This is a genomic window from Klebsiella sp. RCJ4 (genome assembly GCF_009025755.1).
Classification (GTDB): Bacteria; Pseudomonadota; Gammaproteobacteria; order Enterobacterales; family Enterobacteriaceae; genus Klebsiella; species Klebsiella michiganensis.
Map to the genome: position 1 here is coordinate 48,488 of NZ_WCIN01000023.1, position 18,908 is coordinate 67,395.

Genomic DNA, 18,908 nt, shown 5'->3' on the forward strand with positions numbered 1-18,908 from the left:
ACTTCAAATGACGACGCTATTCCAGCCGGGTGGACGTTCAGAGGGAGAAAAATGCGAGATAGTGCACAGAATTTTTAAAGCAAGTACAACAGGCTGGACTCATCGCGCGCCGGGAGGGGCTCCCGACGCGGAGGTGGGTTTACGCTGAGAGAGATTCGACGACGTTAATCCAGCCGTGTTCACCGGCCACCGGCTGGCCGTTCAGCCAGCGGCGCAGCATGTTGAGGGCCATCATCGCGCACACTTCCTGACGCACCTGGAGGCTGTGGCGGTTGGTGGTGAATTTCACCCGCAGCGCGTGGGTGCCGTCCGGCGTGGAAAGCGCAAAGTTCAGGTGATCGCTCTCCTGACCACTCACCGCCAGCGCCAGGCCGGCAAAGTGTTTTTCGCGCCGTTCCGCCGCCCAGCGCGCAGACTGCGCCAGGGTCTCCTCCTGCGCCGGAATGACTTCGCTGGCCAACAGCGGAGCGTTGACGCGAGAAAGCTGAAGCGCCAGCAGACCACCGGTGAACTGCTCGCTCAGCGTCAGGCTTAGCTGACGCTGCTGCAGGCGACGGGCGATCTGCGCAGGCAGGCCTTCGGTACCTTCGAAAATCATGCTCTCTCCGGCCACCTTCTGCACTTCCGGCCACAGCGCCAGCATCGCCTCGCGCTGTTCGGCAGGCCCGGTCAGCTTCAGTTCGATAATCGGCATCGAGGAGCGATAGCCCATCACGACGCCCGGCGGCAGCTGCAGATGGTCGAGGCTCTGCGCCAGTTCGCTTTCGGAACGGCCGAAGGTGGTCAGGCGCAAACACAGCGGCGCAGCGGATAGCGGGAAACGTTCGCGCAGGCGCGGTAAGATTTCCTGTTCAACCATCACCTTAAATTCGGAAGGCACGCCGGGAGTGAAAAACATCAGGCAGCGGTTTAGCTGCACGGCAAAACCGCAGGCGGTCCCGACCGGGTTGTTGATCATCTCGGCGCTTTGCGGAATTTCCGCCTGTTTACGATTGCTGGCGGCCATGGGTCTTCCGCGCTCGGCAAAGAAACGGGTCATGGTTTCCAGCCAATCTTCGTGCAGAATTAACCCTTCGCCTTTGGCCGTCGCCGCGGCCAGCGCGCTCAAATCGTCGCTGGTCGGCCCCAGGCCGCCGTTAACGATCAGCACGTCAGCGTGTTCGCTGCGCTCGCGTAAAATCGCCACCAGGGAGTCGAGGTCGTCACCCACGGTATGGCGACGCGTTAAGGGTAATCCTTGATTAAAAAAGAAATCCGCCAGCCACGCGGCATTGGTGTCGATGATTTGCCCATGCAGCACTTCATCGCCGGTGGACAGCATTTCCACGTTTAACATTGTGAACTCCAGCCTGATAAGTAGAAATACTATATCGCAAAGCGGCTGGTGAAAAAGCCTGAAAATCAGGCGCGGCGGAATACCGCGCCGGAGAGATTAGAAGCTGGCGTTGACGCCGACGTACGGACCGTCCGCGACCGCGTTATCGCGGTTGCCGTCTTTACCCGCCAGGTTAAGGTAGCGGTAACCGGCTTCGATGCTCAGAGGGCGCATAATGGTAAAGCGCGCGCCGGCATTGGCTTCCTGATAGCTGTCGATACCGCTGGAGAGTGAATCGGGAGAGTAATAGTATTCGCCGAACAGACGGAAGCTGTCGCCGATTTTCCACTGCAGACCGCCGCCAACCGCCGCCGCGTAGCCCTCATCGCCATTGTTCGGGTTGGTGTAAACGCCTTTTCCGCCCACGGTGGCCAGGAATGGCCCCAGGGGAATGTTCAGGCCCAATCCCAGCCCCGCCGCATCGCCGTCGTCATCATTGTGCAGCCAGTTGCCGGTTACCGCCAGGCCGGTCGATTCCGTACCGAATCCGACGCCAAGGTTAGTGTAGTGCTCGCCGGCCTGCCCGCTGACGCTGATCGCATTTGCCGCCGTCGAGACGAACATCATGCCGGCCAGGGCCATAAATATGCTTTTTTTCATTTTTATCTATCCAGAAAATAATAATAAGAAAATCCCAAAAAACCGCGAAATTGTACTGCTCCGTTTTAAGGAATCAATGCGTTATAGCGCGCTTTTACCGCGTGATTGTAACCAGTTGCTTCGGGAGCCTTGTTAACGGTCTCAGATATCAATTCAATAGTCAGGGTCAAATTGCTGGGACTCAGCCTTTATTATACAAATAGGCTCCAGCTTATTTCGTCGTCGCAAAGAGATGAATAAGTTACATAAAACTTTGTCAGGAGATAAAGATGAGCAAAAAAGGATTAACCACCGCCGCCGGCGCCCCGGTTGTCGATAATAATAATGTCGTCACCGCAGGCCCGCGCGGCCCGATGCTGCTGCAGGATGTCTGGTTTCTGGAAAAACTGGCCCACTTCGACCGTGAGGTTATCCCGGAACGCCGAATGCACGCTAAAGGCTCCGGTGCTTACGGTAAACTGACCATTACCCGCGATATCACCCGCTATACCCGCGCAAAACTGTTTGCCGAAATCGGTAAAACCACCGATCTGTTCCTGCGCTTCTCAACCGTCGCCGGAGAACGCGGCGCCGCTGACGCCGAGCGCGATATTCGCGGTTTCTCGATCAAGTTTTATACCGAAGAAGGCAACTGGGATCTGGTGGGCAACAATACGCCCATTTTCTACCTTCGCGACCCGCTGAAGTTTCCCGACCTTAACCACGTCGTGAAGCGCGACCCGCGCACCAACCTGCGTAACCCCACCTGGAAATGGGACTTTTTCTCCCTGCTGCCGGAAACGCTGCATCAGTTAACGATTGATTTCAGCGACCGCGGCCTTCCGCGCTCCTATCGCCATATGCACGGTTTCGGCAGCCACGCGTTCAGCTTTATTAATGCCGATAACGAACGTTTTTGGGTGAAATTCCACTTCAAATCCCAGCAGGGGATCGCCAACCTGATGGATGATGAAGCGAAACGACTGGTGGCAGAGGACCGCGAGAGTTCGCAGCGCGATCTCTATGAGTCGATTGAAAAAGGCGATTTCCCGCGCTGGACCTTCTACGTGCAGATCATGCCGGAAGCGGACGCCAGCCGGGTCCCTTATAACCCCTTCGATCTGACCAAAATCTGGCCGCACGCTGATTATCCGCTGATGGAAGTCGGCGTGCTGGAGCTCAACCGCAACCCGGACAACTACTTCGCAGAAGTTGAGCAGGTCGCGATGAATCCGGCCAACGTGGTGCCCGGGATCGGCTTCTCTCCGGATCGCATGCTGCAGGGACGGCTGTTCTCCTACGGCGATACCCAGCGCTATCGTCTGGGCGTCAACCATCATCAAATTCCGGTCAATGCGCCGCGCTGCCCGTTCCATAACTACCACCGCGACGGCGCGATGCGCGTTGACGGCAATAGCGGCAACGGCGTCACCTATGAACCCAACAGCTTTGGCGCGTTTCAGGAACAGCCGGACTTTAGCGAGCCACCTTTAAGCCTTGAAGGCGCGGCGGCCCACTGGAATCATCGGGAAGATAACGACTACTTCAGCCAGCCGCGCAGACTGTTTGAGCTATTAAGCGAAGATGAACATCAGCGTATGTTCCAGCGTATCGCCAATGATATGCGGGATATCCCTGAGTTTATTCAGCAGCGACAAATTGGCCTGTTCAGTGAAGTCCACCCCGACTACGGCGCGGGCGTGGCTGCGGCGCTGAAAGCCTTAAAGCACGGAGAGTAATGCTGATGGCAGCCCTTGCGGCTGCCATTTTACGGTTTTTAAACGCGCCTAGTGCCGAAGCTTAGCGAGCTGCCGCAGCGACAAACCGGTTAGCTTTGCGACCTGAGAGGGCTCAAGCCCATCATCCAGCATCGCCTGAGCAATGCGTTGCGTCGCCTCCTGCTGTCCTTGATGCCGGCCTTCATTCCGGCCTTCCTGTCGACCCTTTCGTAAACCTTTTTCTATCCCCGCCTTCATTCCCTGAAGGACCCCCTCTTTACGGCCACGCTCTTCCAGAAAATGAGCAATATTCATCAGCGTCTCCTTATGCGGCTTGAGTGGCGTCTTTTGCGCGAGCTTGCGTAAAAAGGCGACCGGATCGGCGGCGTTGCCCGCCTGAAGCATATAATTCAGCAAAGTTTTAAACTGCCGACGCGTAGTGTATCCCAAGGATAATATCCTGACCAGTTGCTCAGAAATGTCCATCAAATCCCGCTGGCGGATATGTTTTTGCAGCAGTTCCAGCATAGCGACACGGCGGTGCTGCACAAGCCGATCGTCAGGAATCACCGTGACGTCTATCAGTGGAAAACGCTGGCTATACAGCCGCTCGGCCACCTCTGGCTGAGGGAAATCATCCAGCCAGCGCGTCGAGTACGGGTAAGGAGCGATCCTGCCGTGATAAAATAGTAGAGGAATAACCAGCGGCAGCTGATGATGCCCTTTATCAAGGTGGCGCTGCATGGCCGCGATGGCGTATCGCATCAGGCGAAACGCCATATGCCTGTCGGGAGAGCTTTGATGCTCTATAAGAATGTAGATGTACCCCTCTCCGTGCTGGGTTTTTAACGAATAAAGAATATCCGAATGGCTTGCGCGTAGGTCCTCTTCAATAAAACTGCCGGATTCCAGCTGCAGCGTTCGCAGATCGCACTGTTCCCGCAAATGCTTCGGCAAATGAATAGACAAAAAATCGCGCGCCGTTGCCCGTTGGGACAAAAGGTGTTTAAACACCGCATCGTGCGGTGAGTGGCTTGCTATCTGTTCCATGATGGCCCCTGACCCGTTAACCTACGCTCACCCTACCACCGCACGCGTTCGCCGCGCGTTTTCGCTTGCGGTTTGCCGAGGCGGCTCGCAAACTGGGCCTTCCCGTTATTTATCCCTGTCATCAGTAAGGAGAAATCATGCGTCAAAGGACTATCGTCTGCCCGCTCATTCAACATGAAGGCCACTATCTGCTGTGCAAAATGGCCGACGATCGCGGCGTATTTCCCGGCCAGTGGGCGCTCTCCGGCGGCGGCGTCGAGCCAGGCGAGCGCATTGAAGAGGCGCTGCGGCGAGAAATTCGCGAGGAGCTGGGCGAAAAACTGCAGCTGACCCAGATTACGCCGTGGACCTTTAGCGACGATAACCGGGTTAAAACCTACGCCGATGGCCGCCGGGAAGAGATTTATATGATTTACCTGATCTTCGACTGCATCAGCGCCAATCGCGAAGTGACGATCAACGAGGAGTTTCAGGACTACGCCTGGGTGAAGGCAGAAGATCTTCCCCACTATGATTTGAACGCGGCGACCCGCAGGACGCTCACCCTGAAAGGCCTACTCTGAACAAGCGCGCAAAAAGCGCAGCCTGACCTTCAGCCCGCCCAGCGTTTCGCTACGCAGCAGCTGCGGATGGCTGCGGTGCAGGCGCGCAATATCGCTGACCAGCGCCAGTCCGAGCCCGGCGCCGGGGTTGTCACCCACGTTTTCCAGACGATGGAACGGCATGAGCGCCTGCTGAATCTGCGCATCATCGATCCCCGGCCCGCTGTCTTCGACCTCCAGCAGCACCGCCTCTCCGTCACGATGCAGGCTGACCGTGACGATACCGCCCTGCGGCGTATAGCGAATCGCGTTATCCAGCAGATTCGCGCACAGCTCGCTCAACAGCACGCCATCGCCGGCAATGGTCACCGTTGAGGGTTCCCCCTCATAGCCGAGATCGATAGCCTTGCTCCGCGCCTGCTGAAGACGCGAAAAACAGCTGTTGTGGACGATCTCATGCAGGTCCACCGGCGGGAACGCGTGCTCGCCCTGCTCTTTCCGTTTAATGGTAGCCAGCTGCAGCAGGCGTTCGGTAAGCAGAATCGTACTGTCAAGCGTGCCGCTCATCGCCTCCAGGCTCTCTCGCCACAGCCGGGGATCGCCGCTCGCCAGCGCCACTGAGGCCTGCGTTTTCAACACCGCTAAAGGCGTTTTGAGCTGATGCGACGCGTCGGCGCTAAAGCGCTCCTGGCGGGAGATCATCACCCGTAACCGGTCGATATAGCGGTTAAAGGCCACGATCAGCAGACGGGTTTCCGACCACGGCAGCAGCTCCGGCAGCGGCGTCAGCAGGCCGGGTTCGCGCCGCACCATGAGCGCCGAAAGCCGGCGCATCGGCCGCAGCACGCGGCGCAGCAGCCAGCCGGTGAGCACCAGCGTCAACAGCACTAATAGCCCCTGCGAGATCCATGATGAAAACAGCAGCTGTCCCGCCAGCCAGCGCCGCGACTGCAGCGTTTCGGCGATGTAGATTTCCGCCATGCCGACAACGCCGCCTTCGTTAACCGGCTGCAGCAGGCGCGCCACGCGAATGGCCTGACCGCGATATTCAGTATGATAAAACCACGCCAGCGCCGGATAGAGCTCGGTTCGAGAGGTCGATGGCGGCATCGATGGCAGGTCGTCAAAACCGGAAATCACCCGCTTCTCGGGATCGAGCACCTTATAGTACAGCCGATCGTTCATATTCAGCTCGAAGCTGTCCAGAACCACCCAGGGGACATTCACCTCCAGCCTACCGCGGCGAACCACCAGGCGTTCCGCCACCGTGCGGGCGGATGAAAGCAGCGTGCGATCGTAAGCCTGGGTTGCCGCCTGCAGAGCGCTGACGTAGCTATTGAACGCCGACAGCCCCCATAGCAAAACCAGCGGCAGGCCGAGAAACAGCAACAGTTGAGCGAATAACGACTGCGGTTTACCCCACCTCATGAGCGAGCTCCAGCACGTAGCCCAGGCCACGCAGGGTCACGATACGCACGTTGCTCTCCTGAAGTTTCTTACGCAGACGATGGATATACAGCTCAATGCTTTCCGGGCTGACGTCATCGTTCAGGCTGAAAACCTGTTCAAACAGCTGCTGGCGCGACACCGGCCGCGTACGGCGAAACATCAGCACCGTCAGCAGCGCCTGCTCGCGCGGCGTCAACGACAGCGTTTGTCCGCAGAGTAAAAAATAGCCTTCATCGCGATATTCCAGCGCGCCGATCTGCTGAACCTCATGCACCTGGCCTTCGCTACGCCGCAGCAGCGCGCGCAGCCTCGCATCCAGCTCTTCAAGCTCAAAAGGCTTCGGCAAATAGTCATCGGCGCCGACGTTCAGCCCTTTAACCCGATCCGCCACCGCGCTGCGGGCGGTGAGTAGCAAGACGGGAAGGGTCTGCCCGCGCTTTCGCAGGCGCTGCACCACCTCCAGACCGTCCAGTCCCGGCATGCCAATATCCAGCACCGCCAGCGCATATTTTTCGCTTTGCAGCAGATGATCGGCCGCGCGACCATCCAATACGCAGTCCACGGCAAACCCGCCCTGCACCAGCGCTTTCTCCAGCCAGTGAGCCAGCTCACGGTTATCTTCTGCCAGTAAGAGACGCATATCACATCCTGAAAAGTTGCTGCCGCATTGAAAGGGAAATGAAAGGTAATTGTTTTAACAATCACGCAACCGAATAGCCACATGCCGGTTCACATAATTAAAAAAACGTCTCCTGTATCTGACTGAGGAAGCTTATGAATATGCCATTCCTGCGCCGTGCTGGCGCCATTGCATTATGCCTTTTAACCGCCTCTGCCCTGGCCGCCGAGGCGCCTTCCCGTACCGAATGTATCGCGCCCGCCAAGCCCGGCGGCGGCTTCGACCTCACCTGCAAGCTGATCCAGGTCAGCCTGATGGAAACCGGCGCCATCGAAAAACCGATGCGCGTCACCTACATGCCCGGCGGCGTAGGCGCTGTGGCCTACAACGCGATCGTCGCCCAGCGCCCCGGCGAACCCGGTACCGTAGTTGCCTTCTCCGGCGGCTCGCTGCTCAACCTGGCGCAGGGCAAGTTTGGCCGCTACGGCGTGGATGATGTGCGCTGGCTGGCCAGCGTCGGCACCGATTACGGCATGATCGCAGTCCGCGCCGACTCGCCGTGGAAAGACCTGCCGTCGTTTATGGCGGCGATGGAAAAAAATCCCGCCAGTATCGTCATCGGCGCCGGCGCCTCCATTGGTAGCCAGGACTGGATGAAAGCAGCGCTGCTGGCGCAAAAAGCCAACGTCGATCCGCACAAAATGCGCTACGTGGCGTTTGAGGGCGGCGGCGAACCGGTCACCGCGCTGCTGGGCAATCACGTACAGGCGGTCTCCGGCGATCTCAGCGAAATGGTGCCTTATCTCCAGGGCAATAAAATCCGCGTGCTGGCGGTGTTCGCTAACGAAAGGCTGCCGGGTGCCCTCGCCGATGTCCCCACCGCCAAAGAGCAGGGCTATGACCTGGTCTGGCCGATTATTCGCGGCTTCTTCGTGGGTCCGAAAGTCAGCGACGCCGACTATCAGTGGTGGGTGGATGAGTTCACGAAATTGCAGCAGACCGACGCGTTCAAAAAGCAGCGCGAGCTGCGCGGCCTGTTCGAATTCAATATGAACGGTAAGGAACTGGACGCCTACGTTAAACAACAGGTGGAAGCGTATCGCCTGCAGGCGAAATCCTTTGGCCTGGCCAAATAATTTACGGAGGTTGCGATGAGCGATCGTATTTTTGCCGGAGTGTGGCTGCTGCTCTGCGCGGGTGGAATGTTTATCGCCTGGCAAATTCACAGCGAATACGCCTATGAACCCGTCGGCCCACGCCCTTTCCCGGTCGGCATTATCGGCCTGATGCTGGCGTGCTCTGTCTTGCTGCTTCTGCGTCGGCCCGACGCCATCACGTGGCCCGGGCGCCGGGTTTTACAACGTCTATTAACCATGGTGGTTGCGCTGGGGATCTATGCGTGGGGTTTTGAATGGCTGGGTTTTCCTCTGGCCACCGCGCTGCTGACCGCCGTGTTTGGCCTGCTGTTTGGCGCCACCCTGCCCGCCGCCGGGGTAGCCGGCGTCGCGATGGGTATCGCGCTGTGGTACGTCTTTGACGCCCTGCTTGATGTCACCCTGCCGCTCGGCGTCTGGCTGAGTTAACGGAGAAGATTATGGATATCTGGATTTATTTATCGCAGGGCTTCGCCGTTGCCATGACGCCGGGCAACCTGACCATCGCGTTAATTGGCTGCTTTGTTGGCACTATCGTCGGTCTCCTGCCGGGTCTGGGCCCGATTAACGGTGTCGCGATCTTACTGCCGCTGGCCTTTGCTCTGCACCTGCCCGCGGAATCAGCGTTAATCCTGCTGGCTACGGTCTATATTGGTTGTGAATACGGCGGGCGCATTTCATCTATCCTGCTTAACGTACCCGGCGATGCCGCCGCCATTATGACCGCTCTCGACGGTTATCCGATGGCGCAGCAGGGGCGCGGCGGCGTAGCGCTGTCGATCTCTGCCGTGAGCTCCTTTGTTGGTTCAACGATCGCTATCGGCGGGATCATCCTGTTCGCCCCGGTGCTGGCGCAGTGGTCGCTGGCATTCGGCCCGGCGGAATATTTCGCCCTGATGATTTTTGCCATCGCCTGCCTTGGCAGCATGATGGCGGAAAATCCGCTGAAGTCGTTTCTCGCCGCGCTAATCGGTTTGGGGCTGGCGACGGTGGGCGTTGATGCCAATACCGGCGTGTACCGCTTCACGTTCGACAGCGTTCATCTTTCCGACGGCGTGCAGTTTATCGTGGTGGTGATTGGTCTCTTTTCGGTTTCGGAGATTTTGCTGATGCTGGAGAGCACCAGCGGCGGACAGAAGCTGGTACGGAAAACCGGACGCATGCTGTTTAACGCCAAAGAGGCGGGCCAGTGCGTGGGCGCGACCCTGCGCTCATCGGTGGTGGGTTTCTTTGTCGGCATTCTGCCGGGCGCAGGGGCGACCATTGCCAGCGCCATCACCTATATGACCGAGAAAAAGCTCAGCGGCAATAGCGCTACCTTCGGGAAGGGCGATATTCGCGGCGTCGCGGCGCCGGAAGCGGCGAATAACGCCTCCGCCTGCGGCTCGTTTATTCCGATGCTCACGCTCGGCGTTCCCGGCTCCGGGACTACCGCGGTGATGATGGGCGCCCTGACCCTCTACAACATCACGCCGGGACCGGCAATGTTTACCGAACAGCCGGATATCGTCTGGGGGTTAATTGCCGCGCTGCTCATCGCCAACGTGATGCTGCTGATTATGAACATTCCGCTGATCGGCCTGTTCACCCGCATGCTGACGATTCCGCTATGGTTTCTGGCCCCGGCCATCGCCGCCGTGTCCGCGGTCGGCGTCTACGCGGTGCACAGCACCACCTTCGACCTGCTGTTGATGGTTGGGCTGGGCGTGCTGGGCTACATTATGCGTAAGATGCACTTCCCGATGTCGCCGCTGATCTTAGGGTTTGTGCTGGGAGAGATGCTGGAGCAGAACCTGCGCCGCGCGCTGTCCATCAGCAACGGCAACGTGGCGATTCTGTGGCAAAGCGGCGTAACGAAAACGCTTCTGTTTCTGGCCATCGCGGTGATTGTTGTCCCTCCGCTGCTGCGGTACTGGCGGAAGCGCCAGCTTAATACGCAGGGCGACCTGCCCTCTTCCTGATGCTCAACGTCATTGGCGGTCGCTCAGCGCCGCCAATGACGGTATACGTTGAATTTCCACCACATCTGCCTGATAGTTATCGTTTTAACTTTCTGGTGATCCGTTATGACCGTCGCCGCATCCCGTTCGGGGTTAACATTCGCCGCGCTGGCGCTGGCCCTGATGCTTGTTTACACCGGTATCAGCGCAGGGGATAAGCTCACCTGGCTGATGGAAGTGACGCCGGTGATTATCATCGTTCCGCTTTTGCTGGCCACGCGCTCGCGCTATCCGCTGACGCCGCTGCTTTACACGCTGATTTTCTTCCATGCCATCATTTTGATGGTCGGCGGTATGTACACCTACGCGAAAGTGCCCATCGGCTTTGACGTACAGGCGTGGCTGGGACTGAGCCGTAACCCCTATGACAAGCTGGGGCACTTTTTCCAGGGGCTGGTGCCGGCGCTGGCGGCGCGGGAGATTCTGCTGCGCGGCGGCTACGTTCACGGGCGTAAAATGCTCGGTTTCGTGGTCTGCTGTATTGCGCTGGCGATTAGCGCCGTCTATGAACTGATCGAATGGTGGGCGGCGCTGGCGCTGGGACAGGGCGCGGATGAGTTTCTCGGCACCCAGGGCGATCCCTGGGATACCCAGTCGGATATGTTTTGCGCCCTGCTCGGCGCGCTGACCACCGTTTTAGCGCTGGGCCGCTGGCATACGAAGCAGCTACTGAACGTCCAGCGCGTCTGAGTCGGGCATCGCCTGCTGGTTGACCCAGTCACGTAGCGCCCGGCGGGAAATTTTAATTCCGCCGGTTTTCAGCGATTCAGGCAGCCGCAGCCAACGCACCGGCTGCTGAAACCGCGCCAGCTTATCGGCGCACCAGCCCGCCAGCGCGGACGGGTCGTCATGCTCGCCGCACTCCACCACCGCCACCGGCCGCTGGCCAAACTCCGCATCATCCTGCGGCACGATGAAAACTTGCGTAATCCACGGATGAGCGCCAATCACCCGCTCCACTTCTTCCGGCTGAATACCTTCTCCGCCGCTAAAAAAGAGGTTGTCCACTCGTCCGAGGATAGTCAGCCTGCCGTGCTCCAGCCGGCCCCGATCGCGAGTGGCGAACCAGCCGTCGGCATTAGCGAGGGGGACCATTTGCCCATCGCGCCAGTAGCCTGCGGCGATGCTGTCCGACCGCAGCCACACTTCACCATCGACAATCCGCACTTCGCGCCCCGGCAGCGGCTGCCCGACATCCGCCAGGCCGTCCGCCTCCTTGGCGCATACCGTGGAGGCAAACTCGGTGAGGCCGTAGCCGCACCAGCAGCGGATACCGCGCTTACCGGCCTGCTCGGTTAGCGCCACCGGGATCGCCGCGCCGCCGAGCAGAACCGCTTTCAACGACACCTCGGCGTCGCCGCTGAGCAGGCGCCAAAGCTGGGTCGGCACCAGAGAGGCATGGGTACAGCCGCGTAACGCCTGTTCCAGCGGCTGCTTGTCGCGTACCGTCAGGCCTGCGCCAGCTAACAGCCAGCGCCAGAGAATCCCCTGGCCGGAAACGTGAAACAGCGGCAGCGACAGCAGCCAGTCGTCCTGCGGCGCAAAGGGTATTATCGCCAGCACGCCCTCTGCGCTGGCAAGATGGGCGCGAAAAGCGTGCACCGCCGCTTTCGGTAGCCCCGTCGACCCCGAGGTTAGCGTCATGGACGCGATACGATCTTCTCGCCAGGCGACCGCGTGCACGCCGTCGCCGGTGCGCAATGCTAATGGATTAAGCGCCACCGGAAGGTCGCCGCCGTTTAGCACCAGCGCGTGGCGCAGGCCCAGAGACGGCAGCAGTTCCGCTAACAGAGGAGCAGGCAGCTGCGGATTCAGCGGCAGGACGCGCGCGCCGCACTGCAGGAGGGCCAGCCACGCCAGCAGAGCATCGGGCTGGTTGTAAGCGCGAAGCAGCACGCCATCGCCGTCGCGAACGCCCTGGGCGTGGAATCCCACCGCCAGCGCATCAATTTGCGCGCACAGTTCCCGCCAGCTTAGCCGCCGCTCGTTCAGGCGCAGCGCCTGAGCCTCTTCCCGCAGCCGCCGCCAGTGGCGCCATGGCCAGTCGCTAAAGGTCACAGCAGCGGCTCCAGCTCATCAACGTTCAGACACGGCAGCTCGCTTTCCGGCCAACGGCGCACCAGCTGGGCACGCATCAGGCTCAGCGTGTCCAGACCGGGGATCGTGTCCGGGGTCAGCCAGGCGGCGATTCGCGCCAGCTGCGTCAGGCCAAGGCTCGACTCAATGGCTGAACTGATGACCGCCGTCAGCCCCAGGGCATGCGCCTGCGCCACCTGCTGCCGCACTTTTTGCAGACTGCCGGTCAACGTCGGTTTAATCACCACCGTCCGCAGCCCCGGCTCGGCGGCAAAGGTAAAGTCCGCCTCGCGCAGGCTCTCATCCCAGGCGATAGCGATACCCGTTTGTTGGGCGAAAGCGCGCGAATCATCGCGGTTTTTACAGGGTTCTTCGAGAAAGGCGATGCGGCTGCGATAGTGCGGATCCACGTATTTGGCAAACTGCTGCGCTTTCAGCGGCGTCCAGGCGCGGTTAGCGTCGAGGCGTAGCGTCAGATCGGGAATCGCCTCCAGCAGCAGGTTGACCACCATGCCGTCGCGCACCGCCTCATACAGGCCGACTTTGACCTTGGCGACTTTTTCGCCGGGCATCAGCGAAAGCCTGGCGAACAGCTCGTCCGGATCGCCGGCGCAGAGCGGCGCCGCGCGATAGTCCGCCGCCTGCGGCAGCTCGCCGCACAGTTCCGCCAGTGCGCAGCTCGCCCCGAAAGCCGCCGACGGCGGCGTTGGCAACGCGCCCTCTTCTCCATCGCGCCAGGCGTTCGCCCACGCCAGCAGCGCAGCCTGCGCCTCATCCAGCGTTTCCAGGCTGAATCCGGGCAGGGGAGATATTTCCCCCCAGCCTTCGCGCTCGCCGTCGCGCAGGCGCAGAAGCAAACCATCGCGGGTTTTTAACCGCCGTTCACGCAGCACCACTCCCGCGTCCATCGGTAGCTGCCAGCGGTAGACCTGCGCCTGCCGCATTACGGATTCCGTTTAAATTTGCTGAAGTCCGGCTGGCGCTTCTGATTGAAAGCGTTGCGACCTTCCTGACCCTCTTCGGTCATGTAAAACAGCATGGTGGCGTTACCCGCCAGCTCCTGCAGTCCCGCCTGGCCGTCGCAGTCGGCGTTCAGCGCCGCCTTCAGGCAGCGCAGCGCCATCGGGCTGTTTTGCAGCATTTCCCGGCACCAGCGCACGGTCTCTTTTTCCAGATCCGCCAGCGGCACCACGGTATTCACCAGCCCCATATCCAGCGCCTGCTGCGCGTCGTACTGGCGGCACAGGAACCAGATCTCACGGGCTTTTTTCTGCCCGACGATGCGCGCCATATAGGAGGCGCCCCAGCCGCCGTCGAAAGAGCCGACTTTCGGGCCGGTCTGGCCAAAGATGGCGTTTTCCGCTGCGATAGTCAGATCGCACATCATATGCAGGACGTGGCCGCCGCCGATGGAGTATCCCGCCACCATCGCCACCACCGGTTTCGGGCAGGTGCGGATCTGGCGCTGGAAATCGAGAACGTTGAGGTGATGAACGCCGGAATCATCCTGGTAGCCGCCGTAGTCGCCGCGGACTTTCTGATCGCCGCCGGCGCAAAACGCTTTATCGCCTTCACCGGTCAGAACGATGACGCCGATATTGTCGTCATAGCGGGCATCCGCCAGCGCCTGAATCATCTCTTTGACGGTCAGCGGGCGGAAAGCGTTGCGTACCTGCGGGCGGTTGATGGTAATTTTGGCAATCCCGTCCGCCGATTTTTGGTAACGAATATCGGTGTAGCCTTCGGAGCAGTCCTGCCATTCAATCGGGGCGTAAAGCATGGCTTCATCAAGAGAGATCATAAAGTGTCCTTCGGTTAACTCGCTAAAAACTGCGCCAGACAAGCCACGACAGCATCGGGGTTTTCCCGATGCGCGTTGTGTCCGGCATGATTAATCACGTGCGCGGTGGCGGAGAGTTCATTCGCGATGGCGCGAAACTTGCCGTCGCGTTCGCCGCAAAGGTAATGAAAAGGGAAATCGCGCGCCCGTAACGACGTGCGGAGATCGGGTTGTTCCGCCAGCGAGCTGGCCTGCAGCATCGCCGCCAACGCTCCGCCGTTATTGCGGCTGCGTAGCGCAACCAGCGACGCACGCTGCGCTGCGTCCAGGGAAGCGAAAACCGGCTGCTGATACCAGTCGGCAAAGACCTGGGTCAGCGGCTCGCGGCGAAAGCGTTCAGCCCAGGCGGCATCGCTGCGCCGGCGCAGCCTACGCTGGTTATCATCCCCCAGGCCCGGATGCCCCCCCTCGACGACCAGCCCGCAGAGCCCTTCGCGCGGCTGGCTGACATAGAACATCGCCACCCGTCCGCCGAGGGAGTATCCCACCAGCCAGTACTTAAGTATGTTGTAACTATTAAGCGTATTCTTAATCAACTCGCTGACATCGGCAAAATGGTTGACGGCAATATGCGCCGAACCGCCGTGGCCCGGCAGGTCAATATAGAGACGCGGATGCGCGCCAAGCGCCTGCCCCACCGTGCGCCACTCATGACTATCCCCGGCAAAACCGTGCAAAAAGACCAGCCAGGGATAGCCCGGCAGGCCGCCTTCAGCCACCGCGTGCAGCGTCATAGCTGACTCACCTGCGCCAGCAGCTGCTGAAGCGTTTGCGTACCGTCGGTTTCATTAACCGCCAGCTCAACCAACGTCGCGCCGGGTCCTCGCCAGGCAACGTCCAGCGCCTGCTCCAGCTCATTCCAGTCCGCAGGGCGATGGTAAGTCAGATTGAACATCGCCGCCGCGTGCGCGAAATGGATATTCTGCGGCATCAGATAGAACTGGCTGCGCTGCTCCTGCGGCGTGGGCAGCAGGGAAAAAATCTGCCCGCCGTTATTGTTGACGACAATCAGCACCAGCGGCGCGGAGGCCTGACGCAGCAGGGCCAGCGAGTTGAGATCGTAAAGCGCCGAAAGATCGCCGACGATAGCCAGCGTCGGACGCGCGCTGGCGCGCTGCACCCCGGCAGCCGTCGCCAGCAGGCCGTCTATTCCGCTGGCCCCGCGATTGCTGTAGACCGGGTAACCTGCCGGTAGCTGCGACAGCGCGTCAATTAAGCGCACCACCAGGCTGTTGCCGACAAACAGCTGGCCCTGATCCGGCAGATAGCGCCGGATTCGCTGAGCCAGCTGGGCCTCGCCGAAATCCTCGCTGCTGGCGATCGCCGCCTGCCATGCCTGGCGCGAAAGCTCGGGAATGACGGTGGGCCACGGCTGTCGTTTTTCCGCCGGATGCTGTTCAAGCCAGCGGTCGATGGCGCACACCAGTCGGCGACCGCGATGCTGGGCGGGATCCAGGCGCCCCGGCAGATTATCCACCAGCCAGTACTCTTCGGGTTCGCAGGTGGCCTGCCACTGCAAAACGCGTTTGCTGGTCAGGCTACTGCCCAGTTGAACAACGATTTGCGCCTGCGCCAGTTCACTGACCGCCTTGCCGTTACCCAGCCACAGGTCGGCGCAGGGGAGCGGCTGCCCGGTTTGCGAGAGCACATCGCCAATCAGCGGCCAGCCGAGGGTTTTCGCCCACTCGGCCACCTTGACGCCCTCTTCCGCGCTCATCCGCCCGGCGACCACCACGCCGCGTTTCTGCCGCCAGAAAAACCAGTCGCGCTGCTTTTCACTTTCCAGATGCAGAGAGTGACGCAGCCAGGGCTTGTCGCTCTGCCACCAGTCGCCGAGCTGCTGCTGCCACTCGGCGCCGGTGTCGTCCATATCGCCATACAGCGGTTCGGCAAACGGGCAGTTAATATGAACGCCGCCGCAGTGTAGCGCGCCGAGCGCCTGGTCGAGGGTCGAGACCAGCCAGCGGGCGGAGATATCCTGCGACGGACGCGGCAGGGATAGCGTCTGCGACGGGTGCGAAGCAAACATGCCCGGCTGGCGAATCGCCTGATTCGCGCCGCAGTCAATCAGCTCCGGCGGCCGGTCGGCGGTCAGTAAAATGAGTTTTTCACCGGTCAGCCCGGCTTCAATCAGAGCCGGATAGAGGTTAGCCGTCGCGGTACCGGAGGTCACAATCACCGCCACCGGCTGACCGCTGGCTTTCGCCAGCCCTAACGCCAGATGGCCGAGGCCGCGTTCGTCAAAGTGGGTATGGTGAATCAATGCGCGGTTTTCCGCCGCCGCCAGGGTCAAAGGTGTCGAGCGCGATCCGGGCGCAATGCAGATATGCTGCACGCCGTGGCGCGTCAATGCTTCAAGGATCACCGCCGCCCAGCGTCGGTTAAATGCGCTTACAGACATGAATTTGTCCAGTATCAAATATTGAGGCTAAGTATAGATAAAGCAAACTGTTGCCGTTTTGATATGCATCGTTTTCTCTATACTTCTGACAGCAGTAACGAACGCAATCCCGCGGCTTTATTTTCAATTTCCTGCCACTCCTGCTCCGGGTCGGAACCGCTGACGATCCCCGCACCGGCGTAGAGTCTGAGCATACGCTGTTCGATTTTCGCCGAACGCAGAGAAACGCAAAATTCGCTTTGCGCCAGCGACAGATAGCCGGCGGAGCCTGCATACCAGCCGCGGGTAAAAAGCTCATTACGGGTGATAAAATCCAGCGCGACCCGGCGCGGTAAACCAGCAACCGCCGCCGTGGGCTGGAGCTGATGAAGGCAGCGGGCATCGTCAGGCTTCTCCAGCTCGGCCCAAATACAGCGCCGGAGATGCTGTACTTTCCGCAAACGGACAATCTGCGGCGGCAGGACTTCCAGCGCGCGGGTCTCCCCTTGCATCCGCTGACAGATATCCTCCACCACCAGCATATTTTCGCGCTGGTTCTTATCGTCGGCCATCAGCCAGCTACCCAAACGCTGCGCCTGGCGATCGTCCGCATGGCTGGCAACGGTTCCCGCCAGCGCTTCGGTACGCAGCAGCGCCCCGCGACGCCGCCACAGCCGTTCCGGCGTAGACCCCAGAAAGGCCTCTTGCGCGTTAAAGACCATCAGGAAGTGGAAGCAGTTAAGGTTGCTGCGGCGGCTGGCCGCCATAATCGCTCCGGCGTTTAACGGGGCGGCGAAGTGCAAATCGGTGGCGCGAGCCAGCACCACTTTATCCATCTCCCCCGCCGCTATCGCCTGCGTCGCCTGCGCAATCAGCTCTCGCCACTGCGGATAAGCCGGGAAATGCTGTTCGCTCAGCAGAGAGGGCATCGCGGTAGCCTGCGCCTGTTTCGCCACCAGCGAATCGAGAAATTCACGTGCCGCACGGGCATCGTCGCGTAGCGAGGTCTCGCTATATAACACCAGGCGTAGCGTGGCGCTGCCGCCCAGCCGACGCCACTCCAGCCTCGGTAAGATCAACAGACCCTGCTGAGGATGAAAGGCGTTAAGGCCGCAAATTCGCAGATCGTCACGCCCCTGCTGGCGCAAAAAAGCGTGCGCCTGCTCAAGGGAAGCAAAGATTTGCACCGCCCCCAGCGCGGCCAGCTCTTCATCGCCGCTGCGCTGCTGCCAGTAGAACTGCGGCCACTGCGGCTGATGCGTGCACCACAGAAGGGGATCAAATGCGCCATTCAGCGCGAAGGGGATATCGAAAATTCGCGTGCCGGGCGATGGCGGGAACGCTTCATCCAGGCAGCGATACAGGCTTTCCAGCGCGGTGGATACAGACAGCACGCAAACCTCCACGGAGTAAAAACCCCACATTATACGAGGTACTACTGAGGAATAGCAGTACCCACGATGAGGGAGCGGCTTTTAATGAGCGCGGCGGTTAGTGGGTGGCGATTTCGAAGGCCATGCCGATATGGTCGATGCCGTCCTCGTCGTAAACCTCGGTCACCGGAACAAAACCGAAGCTGGCGTAGAATTTTTGCAGGTGCGCCTGGGCGCCAAGATAGATAGCCTTTTGCGGCCAGTGTTGCCGGCAGCTGGCCAGCGCCTGTTCCATCAGCTGATAGCCCAGCTTCTCGCCGCGCACCGCCTGGCTGACAATCACCCGGCCAATCACCACCGGTTCAAACTCATCATCGCTCTTGAGAATGCGCGCGTAGGCTACCAGCTCATCGCCGCGCCAGCCGAGAAGATGGCGATTCTCCCCCACCAGATCGTCGCCGTCGACGTCCTGATAGGCGCAGGTTTGTTCGACAACGAACACCGCACAGCGTAATTTCAGCACGGCGTAGAGCTGTGGGACGGTCAGTTCACCGTGGTGAAGATCCTGCCATGTAATCATCTGCGCTTCCTTAATTGATTTTAACCCTAAATAATTCAAGTGGCATGAAGGCGGCCAGCGAGCGAATCCCCTGGAGCTTACATGAGTAAGTGACTGGGGTGAACGAGTGCAGCCAACACACATGCAACTTGAAGTATGACGGGTATACTTTGTTTTTTGACTCACGCCCTAAG

The 18,908-nt window shown here is 60.1% G+C and carries 18 protein-coding genes; 6 read left to right on the forward strand and 12 right to left on the reverse strand.

Translation table 11 applies throughout. The annotated features are described in order from the left end of the window. Positions 1–139: 139 nt before the first annotated feature. Together F8562_RS06625 and F8562_RS06630 are read right to left on the reverse strand one after the other, a co-directional pair. Positions 140–1,336, reverse strand: a complete 1,197-nt coding sequence (locus tag F8562_RS06625; protein ID WP_014230228.1) for a nicotinamide mononucleotide deamidase-related protein YfaY — start codon at positions 1,334–1,336, stop codon at positions 140–142. A 96-nt stretch (positions 1,337–1,432) separates the two neighbouring features. Beyond that, the gene (locus tag F8562_RS06630) at positions 1,433–1,975 is read right to left on the reverse strand and encodes a YfaZ family outer membrane protein (protein ID WP_004123076.1); all 543 of its coding nucleotides are present in this window, start codon (positions 1,973–1,975) and stop codon (positions 1,433–1,435) included. Between the two features lie 269 nt (positions 1,976–2,244). On the opposite strand from F8562_RS06630, the gene F8562_RS06635 reads away from it, so the two are divergent. Then, positions 2,245–3,693, forward strand: a complete 1,449-nt coding sequence (locus F8562_RS06635; protein WP_014230229.1) for a catalase — start codon at positions 2,245–2,247, stop codon at positions 3,691–3,693. Between the two features lie 48 nt (positions 3,694–3,741). Here F8562_RS06635 and F8562_RS06640 read toward each other — a convergent pair whose 3' ends face one another. Continuing rightward, positions 3,742–4,722: an Rpn family recombination-promoting nuclease/putative transposase gene (locus F8562_RS06640; RefSeq protein ID WP_014839101.1), complete on the reverse strand. Its 981-nt coding sequence runs from the start codon at positions 4,720–4,722 to the stop codon at positions 3,742–3,744. A 137-nt stretch (positions 4,723–4,859) separates the two neighbouring features. Between F8562_RS06640 and nudI the strand changes: the two genes are divergently transcribed. After that, on the forward strand, positions 4,860–5,285 hold the full coding sequence (nudI, locus tag F8562_RS06645; protein WP_014839102.1) for a nucleoside triphosphatase NudI: 426 nt from the start codon (positions 4,860–4,862) through the stop codon (positions 5,283–5,285). Here nudI and F8562_RS06650 read toward each other — a convergent pair. Together F8562_RS06650 and tctD are read right to left on the reverse strand one after the other, a co-directional pair. Then, positions 5,277–6,692, reverse strand: a complete 1,416-nt coding sequence (locus tag F8562_RS06650) for a sensor histidine kinase (protein ID WP_014230232.1) — start codon at positions 6,690–6,692, stop codon at positions 5,277–5,279. The genes nudI and F8562_RS06650 overlap by 9 nt on opposite strands. Further along, positions 6,679–7,353 carry a transcriptional regulator TctD gene (gene tctD, locus F8562_RS06655; protein ID WP_014230233.1) on the reverse strand — a complete coding sequence of 225 codons (675 nt, stop codon included), beginning with the start codon at positions 7,351–7,353 and terminating at the stop codon, positions 6,679–6,681. The genes F8562_RS06650 and tctD overlap by 14 nt, the downstream gene beginning before the upstream one ends. A gap of 140 nt (positions 7,354–7,493) precedes the next feature. On the opposite strand from tctD, the gene F8562_RS06660 reads away from it, so the two are divergent. The 4 genes from F8562_RS06660 to F8562_RS06675 all read left to right on the forward strand — a co-directional run bounded on the left by F8562_RS06660 (position 7,494) and on the right by F8562_RS06675 (position 11,176). Next, the gene (locus F8562_RS06660) at positions 7,494–8,468 is read left to right on the forward strand and encodes a Bug family tripartite tricarboxylate transporter substrate binding protein (RefSeq protein ID WP_171820362.1); all 975 of its coding nucleotides are present in this window, start codon (positions 7,494–7,496) and stop codon (positions 8,466–8,468) included. Between the two features lie 15 nt (positions 8,469–8,483). Continuing rightward, the gene (locus F8562_RS06665) at positions 8,484–8,915 is read left to right on the forward strand and encodes a tripartite tricarboxylate transporter TctB family protein (protein ID WP_014839103.1); all 432 of its coding nucleotides are present in this window, start codon (positions 8,484–8,486) and stop codon (positions 8,913–8,915) included. Between the two features lie 11 nt (positions 8,916–8,926). Beyond that, entirely contained in the window at positions 8,927–10,447 is a 1,521-nt protein-coding gene (locus F8562_RS06670) for a tripartite tricarboxylate transporter permease (protein ID WP_014230236.1), read from the forward strand. Between the two features lie 105 nt (positions 10,448–10,552). Next, positions 10,553–11,176 carry a DUF2238 domain-containing protein gene (locus F8562_RS06675; protein ID WP_014839104.1) on the forward strand — a complete coding sequence of 208 codons (624 nt, stop codon included), beginning with the start codon at positions 10,553–10,555 and terminating at the stop codon, positions 11,174–11,176. Here the strand turns inward: F8562_RS06675 and menE are convergent. From menE to F8562_RS06710, 7 genes are all read right to left on the reverse strand, one after another. After that, positions 11,153–12,544, reverse strand: a complete 1,392-nt coding sequence (gene menE / locus F8562_RS06680) for an o-succinylbenzoate--CoA ligase (RefSeq protein WP_014839105.1) — start codon at positions 12,542–12,544, stop codon at positions 11,153–11,155. The two genes, F8562_RS06675 and menE, sit on opposite strands and share 24 nt — an antisense overlap. Next, complete coding sequence (gene menC, locus F8562_RS06685; protein ID WP_014839106.1) at positions 12,541–13,506, reverse strand: o-succinylbenzoate synthase; 966 nt, start codon at positions 13,504–13,506, stop codon at positions 12,541–12,543. Before menC ends, menE begins: the two co-directional genes overlap by 4 nt. Then, positions 13,506–14,363, reverse strand: coding sequence for a 1,4-dihydroxy-2-naphthoyl-CoA synthase (gene menB / locus F8562_RS06690; RefSeq protein ID WP_004123101.1), 858 nt, complete (start codon positions 14,361–14,363; stop codon positions 13,506–13,508). The genes menC and menB overlap by 1 nt, the downstream gene beginning before the upstream one ends. A gap of 14 nt (positions 14,364–14,377) precedes the next feature. Then, a complete protein-coding gene (gene menH / locus F8562_RS06695) occupies positions 14,378–15,136 on the reverse strand; it encodes a 2-succinyl-6-hydroxy-2,4-cyclohexadiene-1-carboxylate synthase (protein WP_014839107.1) in 759 nt (252 codons plus the stop codon). Further along, positions 15,133–16,803 carry a 2-succinyl-5-enolpyruvyl-6-hydroxy-3-cyclohexene-1-carboxylic-acid synthase gene (menD, locus tag F8562_RS06700; RefSeq protein WP_014839108.1) on the reverse strand — a complete coding sequence of 557 codons (1,671 nt, stop codon included), beginning with the start codon at positions 16,801–16,803 and terminating at the stop codon, positions 15,133–15,135. Before menD ends, menH begins: the two co-directional genes overlap by 4 nt. Before the next feature lie 77 nt (positions 16,804–16,880). Continuing rightward, positions 16,881–18,176, reverse strand: a complete 1,296-nt coding sequence (gene menF / locus F8562_RS06705; RefSeq protein ID WP_014839109.1) for an isochorismate synthase MenF — start codon at positions 18,174–18,176, stop codon at positions 16,881–16,883. A 97-nt stretch (positions 18,177–18,273) separates the two neighbouring features. Then, a complete protein-coding gene (locus F8562_RS06710; RefSeq protein WP_004852808.1) occupies positions 18,274–18,735 on the reverse strand; it encodes a GNAT family N-acetyltransferase in 462 nt (153 codons plus the stop codon). Between the last annotated feature and the right edge of the window lie 173 nt (positions 18,736–18,908).

Bases quoted from the DNA above. Each gene is read 5' to 3' on its own strand.
- F8562_RS06640 (WP_014839101.1), bottom strand. From the start codon at position 4,722: ATGGAACAGATAGCAAGCCACTCACCGCACGATGCGGTGTTTAAACAC.
- tctD (WP_014230233.1), bottom strand. From the start codon at position 7,353: ATGCGTCTCTTACTGGCAGAAGATAACCGTGAGCTGGCTCACTGGCTG.
- menH (WP_014839107.1), bottom strand. From the start codon at position 15,136: ATGACGCTGCACGCGGTGGCTGAAGGCGGCCTGCCGGGCTATCCCTGG.
- F8562_RS06675 (WP_014839104.1), top strand. From the start codon at position 10,553: ATGACCGTCGCCGCATCCCGTTCGGGGTTAACATTCGCCGCGCTGGCG.
- F8562_RS06710 (WP_004852808.1), bottom strand. From the start codon at position 18,735: ATGATTACATGGCAGGATCTTCACCACGGTGAACTGACCGTCCCACAG.
- menC (WP_014839106.1), bottom strand. From the start codon at position 13,506: ATGCGGCAGGCGCAGGTCTACCGCTGGCAGCTACCGATGGACGCGGGA.
- menD (WP_014839108.1), bottom strand. From the start codon at position 16,803: ATGTCTGTAAGCGCATTTAACCGACGCTGGGCGGCGGTGATCCTTGAA.
- F8562_RS06650 (WP_014230232.1), bottom strand. From the start codon at position 6,692: ATGAGGTGGGGTAAACCGCAGTCGTTATTCGCTCAACTGTTGCTGTTT.
- F8562_RS06635 (WP_014230229.1), top strand. From the start codon at position 2,245: ATGAGCAAAAAAGGATTAACCACCGCCGCCGGCGCCCCGGTTGTCGAT.
- F8562_RS06665 (WP_014839103.1), top strand. From the start codon at position 8,484: ATGAGCGATCGTATTTTTGCCGGAGTGTGGCTGCTGCTCTGCGCGGGT.
- F8562_RS06625 (WP_014230228.1), bottom strand. From the start codon at position 1,336: ATGTTAAACGTGGAAATGCTGTCCACCGGCGATGAAGTGCTGCATGGG.
- F8562_RS06630 (WP_004123076.1), bottom strand. From the start codon at position 1,975: ATGAAAAAAAGCATATTTATGGCCCTGGCCGGCATGATGTTCGTCTCG.
- F8562_RS06660 (WP_171820362.1), top strand. From the start codon at position 7,494: ATGCCATTCCTGCGCCGTGCTGGCGCCATTGCATTATGCCTTTTAACC.
- nudI (WP_014839102.1), top strand. From the start codon at position 4,860: ATGCGTCAAAGGACTATCGTCTGCCCGCTCATTCAACATGAAGGCCAC.
- F8562_RS06670 (WP_014230236.1), top strand. From the start codon at position 8,927: ATGGATATCTGGATTTATTTATCGCAGGGCTTCGCCGTTGCCATGACG.
- menB (WP_004123101.1), bottom strand. From the start codon at position 14,363: ATGATCTCTCTTGATGAAGCCATGCTTTACGCCCCGATTGAATGGCAG.